Genomic DNA, 12,272 nt, shown 5'->3' with positions numbered 1-12,272 from the left:
GGCGGTTACGCGATGCGCCCGCTCAGAACGGGGCAATGCCCAGCAGCGCGGCGGCTTGCAAGGCGGTGGCGCGCACCTGGTCTACGCTGGCCCCGGTGACGGTCAGGTGACCCATCTTGCGGCCCTTGGCGGCGTGGGCCTTGCCATAGAGGTGCAGGTGGGTACCGGGCAGGGCCAGCACTTTGACCCATGGCGGCGTGCCACCACCTTCGGGCCAGAGATCACCCAACAGGTTCAGCATGATGGACGGGCTGTGCTGGCGCGGCTGCGTCAGCGGCAGGCCGGCCAGCGTGCGCACCTGCAGTGCGAATTGCGACACGTCGCAGGCTTCGATGCTGTAGTGGCCGCTGTTGTGCGGGCGCGGCGCCATCTCGTTGACGACCAGGCCACCCAGGGCCTGTGCAGCGGGCGATGCCGGGTCCAGCACAAAGAACTCCACGCACAGCACACCCACATAGCTCAAACCACTTGCTATGGATTTTGCAGCAGCAATCGCACGTTCGACCAGGGCTGGCGGCAGATTTCCCTCATACACTTCGGTCACGGCCAGGATGCCGTCGCGGTGCAGGTTGCGCTGCACGGGCAAGTTCACACAGGCGCCATCCGCGCCACGCGCGACGATGACGGAGCATTCCAGTTGCAGCGGCAGCATCTTCTCCAGCACGCAGGGCACCTGCTGCAGGCCGTCCCAGGCGGCGGCGAGCGCGGCACGGTCCGCCACGCGGACCTGCCCCTTGCCGTCATAGCCCATGCGGGCCGTCTTGAGGATGCCGGGCAGTAAATCATCCGCTACGGCAGCCAACTGTTCGGCCGTTTCAATGACGGCATAGGGCGCCACCGGCACGCCGCAGTTGGCGAAATACGACTTCTCGCGCGCCCGATCCTGCGAGACCGCCACACACTCGGCCGCGGGCGACACGGTCAGCGTCTGCGCCAGACTGGCCAGCGACGGCGCCGGCACGTTTTCAAACTCGGTGGTGACAGCCACACAGCGCTGCGCCAGTTGCTGCAAGGCGGCCGCATCGGTGTAAGCGGCCTGGATGTGGTGGTGGGCCACGCGCCCGGCCGGGCTCAGCGGGTCCGGGTCCAGCACGGCGGTGAAGTAGCCCATCTCCTGGGCGGCTTGCACAAACATGCGGCCCAACTGGCCACCGCCCAGGACACCTAGTGTGGTTTCGGCACTGCCGCCGGGGATCACCGGCCGACCTGCCGCCGGGCCGCCCCAAGGCAGGTCAGCCCCCTCGGGGGGCAGCGACCCGTGTAACGGTGGAGCGTGGGGGCCACTCATAGTGCGGGAGGCACTGTCATGCCCCTGGCCACCTCAGTCTGGTGGGCGCGGTAGGCATCGAGCTGCTTGCGAAGCGAGGGGTGGCTGCCGGCCAGCATGGCCACGGCAAACAGCGCCGCATTGGCCGCGCCCGCCGCACCGATGGCAAAGGTGGCCACCGGTATGCCCTTGGGCATCTGCACGATGCTGTGCAGCGAATCCACGCCCGATAGAGCCTTGCTCTGCACCGGCACACCCAGCACCGGCACCGTGGTCTTGGCCGCCAGCATGCCCGGCAGGTGGGCGGCGCCGCCGGCCCCCGCGATGATGGCGCGCAGGCCGCGTTCAACCGCCGCCTCGGCATAGGCAAACATGTCGTCCGGCATGCGGTGGGCCGACACCACCCGCGCCTCGTGCGCAATGCCGAACTGCTGAAGAATCTGCACTGCATGCTGCATGGTGTCCCAGTCGGAGCTGGAACCCATGACGACGCCGATTTGAATGGTCATATCGTTTTAAAAAAATACGGGGGGCAGGGGCTGCCGGGCGGCCCGGCCAGCACATAAGCATGCCGGTTTACCCGATTTTACTTTTTCGCCCGGCGCCGGCTTTTGGCGCGCGCGCCGCCCCGGGCCCAACGGCGCCGCAGAACATCGGCGCACTACACTACGGCCCATGATCAACGTCACCATCGAAAACTTCGAAACCGAAGTGGTAGCCGCCTCGGCACAAGTCCCCGTTCTCGTCGATTTTTGGGCGCCCTGGTGCGGCCCCTGCAAGGTCATCGGGCCCATTCTGGAGAAGGTCGAACTGGCCTATGAAGGCCGTTTCAAGCTGGTCAAGATCGACTCCGACGCCCAGCCCGAACTGAGCCAGGCCTTTGGCATCCGCTCCATCCCCACCTGCGTGCTGATGATCGGCGGCAAGCCGGTAGACGGCTTCATGGGTGCCAAGCCCGAGAGCGAAATCAAGGCCTTTCTGGACAAGCATGTGCCCTCCGCCGAAGCGCTGGAGGCCGAGTCCGACGCCGAAGACGCCCAGGCCCTGATAGCCGCCGGCGACCCCCAGGCCGCGCTGCACAAGCTGCACGAAGCCTTGAGCATCAACCCCGGCAACGACGACGCCCGCTACGACTACGTGAAGCTGTTGATCGAGAACGACATGCTCGACGACGCCGAAGCCGCGCTGGCCCCGGCCCTGGCCGAGATCCCGCGCCAGCTCCGCTTCGAAGCGCTGCACCAGTTTTTGGGTTCCATCCAGTTCGTCATGCAAGACGACCGCGGCACTTGGACCATGGCGCAATTCGATGCCCTGATCGCCGCCAACAAGCGCGATTTCGACACCCGCCTGGCCAAGGCCCGCGTGCTGATGGTGGGTGGCGACTGGACCGCGTCCATGGACGAACTGCTGGAAATCATCATGCGCGACAAGGCCTGGAACGACGCCCTGCCGCGCAAAATTTTCGTCGCCATCCTGGAGCTGCTGACCCCACCCAAGCCCAAGGTCGACCCACTGGCCACCGGCAAGACGGCCGGCGGCATTGAACTGTCTGGCAAGGCCGTGACGCAGCTGGACCCGCAGGCGCAGTTGGTGGCTACGTATCGGCGTAAGTTGAGTATGGCGTTGAATTGAGAGCTTGGCCTAAGAGTTTTTGTTTTCTGTGGCCGCAAGCGAAATAATTTGAGTCTGATTCAATGACTGACTCATTCATGATCGGCAGCACAGAATTCTCCGTCGACCGGTCATCGCAAAAAATCGAATTCCTCCAACGCCCTGATGGACTCGCGAATCTTCATCTTGAAGTTGCCGGTGATGAAACCGTCTTCCATGGTGTGTCTGAGGACGATGAGTGGAAGTGGGCCCAGTATCCGCCCTTCTTTTTTATCAGACGCTACCCAGTTTCCCCGGAGGATTCCAAGCTTGCTCAGCCCATAGTGATCGAAGCGCGTAGCGAAGGGTTTGAAATGAGCCTGTACATGATGGAGTATTGCGAAGTGAAATCGGTAGTGATACGAAGAGATGTAGATGCAATCTCCGTTGATGGCCGAGTCGACCTATGGGGACAAGACACCCCATTTCGGATTCGCCTCACTCTAAGTAATTGAGACGTCGCAACGTTCAAGGCTCCTATGGCAATCCACCAGCAACTCGACGAACTGATTCAGCGCGTACTTCCTGTGGTCCAGGATTTCCACCGCAAGGGCATGTTTGCACCTCACGCTGCCACGATTGACATGACGGGAACCTTAGCCGGGCACGCTCTCACATCTGACGGTACCAACCACCTCTCTGTATCCCAAGCAATTGAACACTTCGAGAAGAGCTTTGCTCAGCAAGCGAAGTCGAACGAAATTCAAGCGACCGGTATCTTCTACCATTCGCCAGGAATAGACGCGGCGGCTGGCAAAGTGTCACTACCACCTGCTAGCACGACTGACGAATGCAAAAATCTTGTTTCGCTGCTGGAGCACGCCTCCGGCGATTCCGTCTACCTTCTAATTCCTTACAGTGGCGATCCTCCTACGATCGAATACGCTGTAGGCAAGCTTATTGAGAAGCCAGCAAAGGTATTTGTCTCCAAGACCAGTGCAACAAAAAAGCCTTGGTGGAAACTTTGGTGATATTTCGAGATTAAGCACTCACATGGCTGGCACAGTATTCGTTTTCGGCACTGATCATCGATATCAAAGAAGAAGTCCGGTGTTCACGGAGCAGCAGCACGAAAGCTTCGCTCAACAGATTTCATTCATCGCCAAAACTCATCGCATTGCTGCTCTTGCCGAAGAAAACAGCCTGCAAGCGCTGGCTGAGTCAGGTGCAACACTGTCTACAGTTCGGGCCATCGCACTGCAACTTGGCATCGCACACCGATACTGCGATCCGGATATGAAGACACAGGCTACTCTCGGAATTCGCCAAGAAAATCAAATTCGTATTTCGGCGTTCCCTAAAAAGCTGAGTGAAGCCGAAGTCCAAAGACGATTGGAAGAGTCTTTTCGCGCCCGCGAGCGCTATTGGCTATCTGAACTCATCTCCTTCGACACCTGGCCGGTACTCTACATTTGCGGTGCAGACCATGCACTGCCATTTGTCGAGTTGTTGAAACAAAGCGATATTGCCTCTGCGCTCCTAGCGCAAGATTGGAGCGCTTAACCAGGCAAACCCGGGCTTACACTTTCGATACCCGGATCGTGCGAACCATATTCGTATTCAGGCTTAACTCGCAAGCGCCTGCTGAGCGCGCTAGGTACTACGCGATCAGGTGTGAGCCTTACACAAACATCCCGCCCGAAGCCTCAATCCGCTGCGCATTGATCCAGCGGTTGCCGCTGCCCACCAGCGACGCCACCATGGCGCCGATGTCGTCCGCTTCGCCCACGCGGCCCAGCGCGGTTTGCGAAGCCACAAAGGCGTTCAGCTGCGCGTTGTCACGCACGGCGCCGCCGCCGAAGTCGGTGGCAATCGCACCCGGTGCGACCGTGTTGACGGCGATGCCGCGGGGGCCAAGCTCCTTGGCCATGTAGCGGGTCAGCACCTCGACTGCGCCCTTCATCGCCGCATAGGCGCTATAGCCGGGCAGCGCAAAGCGCGTCAGACCCGAGGACACGTTCACGATGCGCCCACCGTCGGCCATCAGCGGCAGCAGAGCCTGGGTCAAAAAGAACACACCCTTGAAGTGCATGTTCACCAGGCTGTCGAACTGCTCGGCCGTGGTCTCCATCAGCGATGCGTGCGCGCCGGCGCCAGCGTTGTTGACCAGGATGTGGAAGGTCTGGCGGTCCCATTGGGCCTGCAGGCCCTGGCGCAGTTGTGTGGCGAAGGCGGCGAAGCTGGTGCTGTCCGCCACATCCAACTGCAGGGCCAGGGCCTCGCGGCCCAAAGCCTGGATCTGCGCGACCACGGCATCCGCTTCGGCCTTTTGCGATTTGTAGGTCAGCACCACGTCGTGGCCTTGCTGGGCCAGGTGCAGCGCGGTGCTCTTGCCCAGGCCGCGGCTGCCGCCGGTGACCAGGGCGATGGAGGGAGTTGTATTCGTTGTCATGTTTGCTGTCCTTCAAAGTGGTTGTTGATGGAAGGAAGTTTATTGATCGCCTTTCAATAGATAAAGTCAGATAATTTGATTTGTTTGTTATAAATAACTGAACAATGAGCCTGCTCCACCAAATGCGCACCTTCACCCGGGTGGCCGAACTGGCCAGCTTCAGCCAAGCCGCGCTGGACCTGGGTCTGCCCAAGGCGACGGTGTCCACCGCCGTGCAGCAGTTGGAGAACGCGCTGGGCACGCGGCTCCTGCACCGCACGACGCGCAGCGTGGCGCTGACGCAGGACGGCCAGGCCTTTTACGAGCGCAGCAAGGACGCACTGGCCGATATCGACGAGCTGCAGACCATGTTCCAGCGTCCCACGGAAGGCGCAACCGGCAGTGCGCTCCGGGGTCGCGTGCGGGTGGACATGTCCACCGTGATGGCACGTGTGGCCGTGCTGCCGCGCCTGCCGGAGCTGCTGCAAAACCACCCGCAGTTGGAGATTGAACTCAGCAGCACCGAGCGGCGCGTGGATGTGGTCAGCGAGGGTTTTGACTGCGTGGTGCGCGCCGGCACGGTGACCGACCCCGGCCTGGTCAGCCGTCCGCTGCCGCCCATGCCCATGGTCAACTGCGCCAGCCCGCTATACCTGGCGCGCCACGGCACACCGCAGACGCTGGACGACTTGGCCCGGCACCAGCTGGTGCACTACGCGGCCACGCTGGGGGCCAAGTGCGGCGGCTTTGAATACTTGGTGGACGGTGTCGACCACGCCATCCCCATGGCTGGCCCGCTGACCGTCAACAACGCCGAGGCCTACCAGGCGGCCTGCCTGTCCGGCCTGGGCCTGATCCAGGCCCCGCTGTCCGGCGTGGGGGACGCGCTGGCCGACGGCCGCTTGGTGGAGGTGCTACCCGGTTTTCGCGCGCGGCCCATGCCGCTGGCCCTGGTCTATGCCAACCGCCGCAACCAGCCCACGCGCGTGCGGGTGGTCATGGACTGGTTGTCGGGAGTGGTGACGAACTATGTAAATCGCTACTAATTCAATAGCTATAACGCCATATTCGACGAGGGCTATGACCTATTTTTAATAAAATCCAAGTCAGAGCATACTCATAAACCCCATTTTGGGTATATGTGAATAACTTTGTCCCGCCACGCTGATAAGATTCCGGAACCCGCGCAACACCGCGGCGACGGCGCACGCATCGCCTATTTCTAAGGAGGACCGCTTCCCATGAAAACCTGGATGACAACCCGCACGTGGGCATTGCGCCGACTGCGCCAGCTTGTTACCACGCTGTGCATCGCAGGCCTACCCGCCGCCTGGGCCGCGCCGCTTGCCTATGTGGCCAACCGCATCGGTAACACCGTGTCCGTCATCGATGCGGCCAGCAACACGGTAACCGCCACCGTGCCGGTGGGCGCCAACCCTTGGGGCATTGCCGTCAATCAGGCAGGCACGCGGGTTTACACGGCCAACCAGACGGCCAATACCGTGTCGGTCATCGACACTGCCAGCAACACGGTAACCGCCACCGTGCCCATGGGCAACCAGCCCCTGGGCATTGCAGTCAACCCCGCCGGCACCCGCGTCTATGTCGGCAATTTCAGCGATGACACCATCAAGGTCATCGACACCAGCAGCAACACCGTGGTGGCCACGATCGCGGTGGGTAATGGCCCGATCGGCATCGTCGTCAGCCCCGACGGCAGCCGGGTGTATGTGGCCAATTCCCCCGGCAACAGCGTCTCGGTCATCGACACCGGCAGCAACACCGTCGTGGCCACGGTGCCGGTGGGCAGCAGCCCCGTCGGCATTGCCATCAACCCGGCCGGCACCAAGGTGTACACAGGCAATAGCGGTGCCAACAATGTGTCGGTCATCGACACCGGCAGCAACACCGTCACCGCCACCATCGCCGCAGGCACGGCCCCCCGCGGCATCACCATCAGCCCGGACGGCACCCGCGCCTATCTGGCCAACCAGACCAGCCAGGATGTCAGCGTGATCGACCTGGGCAGCAATACCGTGACCGCGACCGTCTCCATGGGCGGCGTCGCGCCCTATGGCCTGTCGATCAACCCCGCGGGTACTGCGGTGTATGTGGCCATCCAAAGCGGCAACGTCAAGGTCATTGAAACTACGGGCAACACCGTCAGCGCCACCATCACCATTGCCGGGGGCAAGGTGTCACTGGGCAATTTCTTTGCGGCCGCGGTGGCGGCGCCGCCGGGCGACCCCATTCCCTTGCTGGCTACCCTGGCGGGCACGCCCGGCATCGTCACCCAGCTGGCCGTGCTGGACTTGTCCGCTGGCCGGGGCCCCACCATGACCGATTGCCTGCTGGCCACGGCCCGCACGTTGTTTGGCGCTGACGCCGCCTACCTGGGGCAAAACGCCAGCGGTGTTGCCAAAATTTCAATCAACGGGGGGCGCGTCATTTCGTTCTACCCCTTGCAGGCCAGCACCAGTACCAGCCAGGGCGTGGGCATCACACTGGGCAGCTCCAATGTGCTGAACGTGGGCACCAGCTGCGGCAACTTCACCATTGCGCCAGCGCTGTTCAATGTCAACGATTTCGGCGTGGCCCTCAGCGCCATGGGCCTGACGGCGCAGATCAGCAAGCAGGGCGTCATCACCGTGCTGGTGGGTGATGCGGTCTACGTGGCGCGGCCGGACTTCACGACCAACGTCTTAACGACCGCGATGATCCGCACGCCCAGCCTGAGCGTGGGCGCCAATGGACTGTACCAACTCATCGACAGTGGGGGCGCGGGGCAGTTCCTGCGCCCCGCCTTCATCGACACCGACGCCCTGTCCGCCCAAATGCCCTCGGCGCTGGCCATACCGGGCGTGACCACGGTGCAGACCGATGGCAGCGCCATCTTCGTCGCACTGAACGGCCTGCAATACGCATTGACACCCGACCTGACACTGCGCCGCGCGCCGCCCGAACAGGCCGGTGCGCTGTGGTGGGCCGACGGCCCCAACCGCTACGTGGTGCGTGGCAGCACGCTGGTCATGGGCCAGGGCCTGGGCGCGCAGCAGCGTTAAGCCGGCGGCCGGTACAGCAAGGCATTGCTACATACTTAATAGCAGCTTATGCATATTTGACGAGGGCTAGCGGGTGATTTTTCTCAAGGCATCTGCCAGAAACGCCACCCAACCCAGCCCCAGCGACGGCCGGTAGACCAGGGCTACATCCTGCACGCAGCGGTAGGGGCAGCCGGTGACCGGCACCGTACGCAGCTGCCAGGCCGCAATCGCGTAGTCGGGCAGATAGGCCAGTGCGCGGCCTTGGCTCAGCAGTTGCTGCACCAGCAGCAGGTTGTCAGTGCGGTAGCGGATCTTGCGGGCGAACACGTCGTCACGCCAGCCGTCGGTGGCGCTCTGGTTGTGCAGGCTGGCAAAAGGGGGCGTCAGTGGCGCAACAAAATCGTGCTGCAGCAGCTTGGCAATGGCCACGGGGGGCGGTTTTGCGGCCCTGCCTAGGGGGTGTGCCGCGCCGGCGGCCACGCGGAATTCTGTGCTGCCCAAGGGCACAGCCGCCAGCCGCCCATCCAGGCTGCGGCCCTGGGACATGCTGACCAGCCCTACATCGCACTCGCCCGACAACACGGCCGCGAGCGTGGCCTCGTCCCCGCTGTGCGCCAGCACAAAACTGGCCTGCGGGTAGCGCACCACGACCGTGTCGGCCAAGCGTTGGCCCCAGCCCAGTTGCAGCAGGTCCGGCCCGGCGATGCGGCATTTGATGCTGTGGCGCTCGCCGGCAAAGTCGGCCCGCAGTTGCTCGGCACTGGCCACCAGCGGCATGGCGCGCTCCACCAGGCGCCGCCCCTCGGCGTTGAGCTTGAGTGCACGGCCCTCGCGGTCAAACAGTTGGGTACGCAGCTCAGCCTCCAGCCGCTTGAGGGACTTGGACACGGCGCTGGGTGTCAGGCTCAGCGCATCGGCCGCCAGCGCCAGGTTCTGGTGCTGGGCCACGGCCAGGAAATGGCTCAGGGTGGGCAGGTCAATCATGAACAAAGCGACCGTATGGATGACAAATAGTTGAACAACACGACATTGAATTGGAGCACACTGCGGTTTTCATTGCCACAGCCCCCGCTCCATGACCACAACGTCCTACCCCAACCGCCAATGGTTCTACACCCAGCGCCCCACCGGCCGCGTGGGGCCCGAACACTACACGCTGGTGGACAGCACGCTGGACGCCAGTGCCCTGTCCGTCAACGAGGTCGTCATCCGCGCCCACACCATCAGCGTGGACCCGTACATGCGCATCCAGCAGCACGCGCGCAACACCTATGACGTGCCGCACCCGCTGGGCATCGTGCAGCGCGCGGGTGTGGTGGGCCAGGTGGTGGCGTCCAACAGCAGCCAGTTCACCGAGGGCGACTGGGTGCTGGGCTACACCGGCTGGCAGCTCTATGCCAAGTGCCATGCCAACGACCTGCAAAAGCTGGACCCGACCCGCGCACCGGTCAACACCGCTCTGGGCGTGCTGGGCATGCCCGGGCGCACCGCCTGGTTTGGCCTGATGGAGGCCGGGCGGCCCAAGCCCGGCGAGACACTGGTGGTCTCGGGCGCGGCCGGTGCCGTGGGCTCACTGGTCGCGCAGTTTGGCAAGCGCGCTGGCTGCAAAGTGGTGGGCATTGCCGGCGGCCCGGCCAAGTGCCGCTACCTGCTGGACACACTGGGGCTGGACGGCGCTGTGGACTACCGCGCTTTTTCAGACACCGCCGCACTGCAAGCCGAAATCCAGCGCCAGACCGGTGGTGTGGATGTGTACTTCGACAACGTGGGCGGCACCGTGACGGATGCCGTGATCCCGCTGATCAAGCGCCGCGCCCGCATCGTCATCTGCGGCACCATCGCCCAGTACGACGGCGGTTTGGACACACCCGACCTGGGGCCCCGCTTCTTGCAGCACATGCTGTATGAGCGGGCCACGATACAGGGCATTCTGGCGCGCGATTTCGTGCACCGCATGGACGAAATGCGCGCCATCGTCGAGCCCTGGGTGCAAAGCCGCTCCATCGTGTTTGACGAGACCATCGTCGATGGTTTTGAACAATTGCCCAGCGCGCTGAACAGCCTGTTTGAAGGGCGCAATACCGGCAAGCTGCTGGTGCGCGTGCACCCATGACCAGCCCACAACCACAACCTGCCGACTGGCCGGAGCATGCCGCCCCGGTGCCATTGGAAAAGGCCTACCGCCTGCTCAACCACGGCCCCACCGTGCTGGTGTCCAGCGCGCACGGAGGGGACGTCAATGTGATGGCAGCCGCATGGTCCATGCCGCTGGACTTCATGCCGCCCAAGGTGGCGGTCGTCATCGACAAGGCCACGCGCACGCGCGAACTGGTGGACGCCAGCGGCCTGTTCGCCCTGAATGTGCCGGCCCATGCTTTAGCCGCTGCCACCGTGGGCATTGGCACCGACAGCGCCAAGACCGTGCCCGACAAGCTGCAGCGCCACGGCATCCGACACTTCAACGCGCCGGGCAGTGAGCTACCGCTGGTGCAGGGCTGCGTGGGCTGGTTGCTGTGCAAGGTGGTGCCCGAGCCCCACAACCACCAAGCTTACGACTTGTACATCGGCGAGGTCACAGCCGCCTGGGCCGACAGCCGCGTGTTTGTCGGCGGGCATTGGCAGTTCGACCAGGCGCCCGACGCACTGCGCACGCTGCACTATGTGGCTGGCGGGCAGTTCTTTGTGATTGGCGAGTCGCTGAAGGTTTAGGCGAACTCCGCAACGCCGCTCCGCTCGGTGGCCAGCACACGCTGCGCGTTCAGGCTGCTGATGGGGATGCTGGCGTCCTGCGGTATGCCGCCCGAGAGCTGCAACGCCAGATAGCGGCCGCAACAGACCCGCAGGAAAGACGCAAAGTTCTCCACCTCGCCACGCTCTTGCACCAGCTCGTCATGCAGCTTAGTACACAACTGCGGCACGCGCATGCCATCGCGTGCCGCAATATCAGCCAGCACATTCCAGAACAGGTTTTCCAAACGGATGCTGGTGGCCACACCGTGCAGGCGCACCGAGCGCACGCGGTATTCGTACAGATGCGGATCGGCGCTGATGAAGACTTGGCACATAGTGGAACTCCCTTGCTACGCAGCAGTTGCGCCCGCCATCATGCAGCGCGACTGAGGCAACGTCAACGCACCCACTCCGTCGATACGCAAGCAAGGTCCCGAGCAGTAGAGATGGGGTGGGCGCCAGAGTGAGGTAAAGGGGGAGGCCGAAGGCCGGAGGACACGAACGGCGGCGCTCACCCCAGCTCTTCTGCGGGCGAAAAACGGCCACGCTCAGTGAGAGATTTTGGTCCCTAGCTTGGATAAAAACTGCGCAATCCAAGCCGGATGTGCAGGCCAGGCCGGTGCCGTGACCAAGTTGCCATCGGTGTACGCCGCATCAATCGCAATGTCGGCATACGTGCCGCCCGCACGCTCCACCTCGATACGGCAAGCCGGGTAGGCCGAGCAGGTGCGACCCTCCAGCACATTGGCTCCGGCCAGCAACTGTGCCGCATGGCAAATAGCGGCCACCGGCTTGTTGGTGTCAAAGAAATGTTTGACCGCGGCTACCACGGCCGGGTAGGTGCGCAGGTACTCGGGGCCACGGCCGCCGGGCAGCACCAGCGCGTCATACGACGCCACCTGCACCTCGGCAAACGTCGCGTTCAGCGCGAAGTTGTGGCCGGGCTTTTCGCTATAGGTCTGCGCACCTTCGAAATCGTGGATGGCGGTCTTGATCGCATCGCCCGCCTTCTTGTCCGGGCACACCGCATGCACCGTGTGGCCCACGGCCAGCAGCGCCTGGAAGGGCACCATGGTTTCGTAGTCTTCGCAGTAGTCACCGCAAATCATCAGAATTTTCTTGCCAGCCATGGGGTTCTCCTCAAAGGTTGTTGTGGATGAGGCTGCGATTGTTGGGCGGGAGCCTGCGGCCGTGGTGGTATTGGGCTGTG

The 12,272-nt window shown here is 63.2% G+C and carries 14 protein-coding genes; 8 read left to right on the top strand and 6 right to left on the bottom strand.

All coding sequences use genetic code 11. From position 1 onward, the window contains the following. Positions 1 to 22 precede the first annotated feature (22 nt). Complete coding sequence (locus tag AC07OO_RS24830; protein ID WP_495084847.1) at positions 23 to 1,288, bottom strand: 5-(carboxyamino)imidazole ribonucleotide synthase; 1,266 nt, start codon at positions 1,286 to 1,288, stop codon at positions 23 to 25. Beyond that, complete coding sequence (gene purE, locus AC07OO_RS24825; protein WP_495084846.1) at positions 1,285 to 1,776, bottom strand: 5-(carboxyamino)imidazole ribonucleotide mutase; 492 nt, start codon at positions 1,774 to 1,776, stop codon at positions 1,285 to 1,287. The genes AC07OO_RS24830 and purE overlap by 4 nt, the downstream gene beginning before the upstream one ends. A 166-nt stretch (positions 1,777 to 1,942) precedes the next feature. Between purE and trxA the strand changes: the two genes are divergently transcribed. From trxA to AC07OO_RS24805, 4 genes are all read left to right on the top strand, one after another. After that, positions 1,943 to 2,899: a thioredoxin gene (gene trxA / locus AC07OO_RS24820; RefSeq protein ID WP_495084845.1), complete on the top strand. Its 957-nt coding sequence runs from the start codon at positions 1,943 to 1,945 to the stop codon at positions 2,897 to 2,899. Positions 2,900 to 2,961: 62 nt separating this feature from the next. Continuing rightward, positions 2,962 to 3,372, top strand: a complete 411-nt coding sequence (locus tag AC07OO_RS24815) for a hypothetical protein (protein ID WP_495084844.1) — start codon at positions 2,962 to 2,964, stop codon at positions 3,370 to 3,372. 24 nt (positions 3,373 to 3,396) lie between these two features. Then, positions 3,397 to 3,888, top strand: a complete 492-nt coding sequence (locus AC07OO_RS24810; protein ID WP_495084843.1) for a hypothetical protein — start codon at positions 3,397 to 3,399, stop codon at positions 3,886 to 3,888. Between the two features lie 22 nt (positions 3,889 to 3,910). After that, the gene (locus AC07OO_RS24805; RefSeq protein WP_495084842.1) at positions 3,911 to 4,420 is read left to right on the top strand and encodes a hypothetical protein; all 510 of its coding nucleotides are present in this window, start codon (positions 3,911 to 3,913) and stop codon (positions 4,418 to 4,420) included. Positions 4,421 to 4,538: 118 nt separating this feature from the next. Here AC07OO_RS24805 and AC07OO_RS24800 read toward each other — a convergent pair whose 3' ends face one another. Then, positions 4,539 to 5,309, bottom strand: a complete 771-nt coding sequence (locus AC07OO_RS24800; RefSeq protein WP_495084841.1) for an SDR family NAD(P)-dependent oxidoreductase — start codon at positions 5,307 to 5,309, stop codon at positions 4,539 to 4,541. A 104-nt stretch (positions 5,310 to 5,413) separates the two neighbouring features. Between AC07OO_RS24800 and AC07OO_RS24795 the strand changes: the two genes are divergently transcribed. Together AC07OO_RS24795 and AC07OO_RS24790 are read left to right on the top strand one after the other, a co-directional pair. Continuing rightward, the gene (locus AC07OO_RS24795; RefSeq protein ID WP_495084840.1) at positions 5,414 to 6,334 is read left to right on the top strand and encodes a LysR family transcriptional regulator; all 921 of its coding nucleotides are present in this window, start codon (positions 5,414 to 5,416) and stop codon (positions 6,332 to 6,334) included. 195 nt (positions 6,335 to 6,529) lie between these two features. Continuing rightward, the gene (locus AC07OO_RS24790) at positions 6,530 to 8,350 is read left to right on the top strand and encodes a beta-propeller fold lactonase family protein (RefSeq protein WP_495084839.1); all 1,821 of its coding nucleotides are present in this window, start codon (positions 6,530 to 6,532) and stop codon (positions 8,348 to 8,350) included. Between the two features lie 66 nt (positions 8,351 to 8,416). Here AC07OO_RS24790 and AC07OO_RS24785 read toward each other — a convergent pair whose 3' ends face one another. Next, positions 8,417 to 9,316 carry a LysR family transcriptional regulator gene (locus AC07OO_RS24785; RefSeq protein WP_495084838.1) on the bottom strand — a complete coding sequence of 300 codons (900 nt, stop codon included), beginning with the start codon at positions 9,314 to 9,316 and terminating at the stop codon, positions 8,417 to 8,419. 91 nt (positions 9,317 to 9,407) lie between these two features. Here AC07OO_RS24785 and AC07OO_RS24780 point away from each other — a divergent pair, with 91 nt between their 5' ends. Both AC07OO_RS24780 and AC07OO_RS24775 read left to right on the top strand, forming a co-directional pair. After that, complete coding sequence (locus AC07OO_RS24780) at positions 9,408 to 10,445, top strand: NADP-dependent oxidoreductase (protein ID WP_495084837.1); 1,038 nt, start codon at positions 9,408 to 9,410, stop codon at positions 10,443 to 10,445. Further along, positions 10,442 to 11,041: a flavin reductase family protein gene (locus AC07OO_RS24775; protein WP_495084836.1), complete on the top strand. Its 600-nt coding sequence runs from the start codon at positions 10,442 to 10,444 to the stop codon at positions 11,039 to 11,041. The genes AC07OO_RS24780 and AC07OO_RS24775 overlap by 4 nt, the downstream gene beginning before the upstream one ends. On the opposite strand, the gene AC07OO_RS24770 is transcribed toward AC07OO_RS24775, so the two are convergent. Both AC07OO_RS24770 and AC07OO_RS24765 read right to left on the bottom strand, forming a co-directional pair. Continuing rightward, positions 11,038 to 11,397 carry a ribbon-helix-helix domain-containing protein gene (locus AC07OO_RS24770; RefSeq protein ID WP_495084835.1) on the bottom strand — a complete coding sequence of 120 codons (360 nt, stop codon included), beginning with the start codon at positions 11,395 to 11,397 and terminating at the stop codon, positions 11,038 to 11,040. The two genes, AC07OO_RS24775 and AC07OO_RS24770, sit on opposite strands and share 4 nt — an antisense overlap. Positions 11,398 to 11,610: 213 nt before the next feature. Beyond that, positions 11,611 to 12,192, bottom strand: a complete 582-nt coding sequence (locus AC07OO_RS24765; RefSeq protein ID WP_495084834.1) for a DJ-1/PfpI family protein — start codon at positions 12,190 to 12,192, stop codon at positions 11,611 to 11,613. Positions 12,193 to 12,272 lie beyond the last annotated feature (80 nt).

Source organism: Rhodoferax sp. GW821-FHT07G04 (assembly GCF_059418585.1).
The sequence above is the reverse complement of the archived record's forward strand: the minus strand, read 5'-3'. Positions and strand labels throughout refer to the sequence as shown.

Excerpts from the sequence above, each read along its gene's own strand:
- AC07OO_RS24830 (WP_495084847.1), bottom strand. The coding sequence starts at position 1,288 with ATGAGTGGCCCCCACGCTCCACCGTTACACGGGTCGCTGCCCCCCGAG.
- purE (WP_495084846.1), bottom strand. The coding sequence starts at position 1,776 with ATGACCATTCAAATCGGCGTCGTCATGGGTTCCAGCTCCGACTGGGAC.
- trxA (WP_495084845.1), top strand. The coding sequence starts at position 1,943 with ATGATCAACGTCACCATCGAAAACTTCGAAACCGAAGTGGTAGCCGCC.
- AC07OO_RS24815 (WP_495084844.1), top strand. The coding sequence starts at position 2,962 with ATGACTGACTCATTCATGATCGGCAGCACAGAATTCTCCGTCGACCGG.
- AC07OO_RS24810 (WP_495084843.1), top strand. The coding sequence starts at position 3,397 with ATGGCAATCCACCAGCAACTCGACGAACTGATTCAGCGCGTACTTCCT.
- AC07OO_RS24805 (WP_495084842.1), top strand. The coding sequence starts at position 3,911 with ATGGCTGGCACAGTATTCGTTTTCGGCACTGATCATCGATATCAAAGA.
- AC07OO_RS24800 (WP_495084841.1), bottom strand. The coding sequence starts at position 5,309 with ATGACAACGAATACAACTCCCTCCATCGCCCTGGTCACCGGCGGCAGC.
- AC07OO_RS24795 (WP_495084840.1), top strand. The coding sequence starts at position 5,414 with ATGAGCCTGCTCCACCAAATGCGCACCTTCACCCGGGTGGCCGAACTG.
- AC07OO_RS24790 (WP_495084839.1), top strand. The coding sequence starts at position 6,530 with ATGAAAACCTGGATGACAACCCGCACGTGGGCATTGCGCCGACTGCGC.
- AC07OO_RS24785 (WP_495084838.1), bottom strand. The coding sequence starts at position 9,316 with ATGATTGACCTGCCCACCCTGAGCCATTTCCTGGCCGTGGCCCAGCAC.
- AC07OO_RS24780 (WP_495084837.1), top strand. The coding sequence starts at position 9,408 with ATGACCACAACGTCCTACCCCAACCGCCAATGGTTCTACACCCAGCGC.
- AC07OO_RS24775 (WP_495084836.1), top strand. The coding sequence starts at position 10,442 with ATGACCAGCCCACAACCACAACCTGCCGACTGGCCGGAGCATGCCGCC.
- AC07OO_RS24770 (WP_495084835.1), bottom strand. The coding sequence starts at position 11,397 with ATGTGCCAAGTCTTCATCAGCGCCGATCCGCATCTGTACGAATACCGC.
- AC07OO_RS24765 (WP_495084834.1), bottom strand. The coding sequence starts at position 12,192 with ATGGCTGGCAAGAAAATTCTGATGATTTGCGGTGACTACTGCGAAGAC.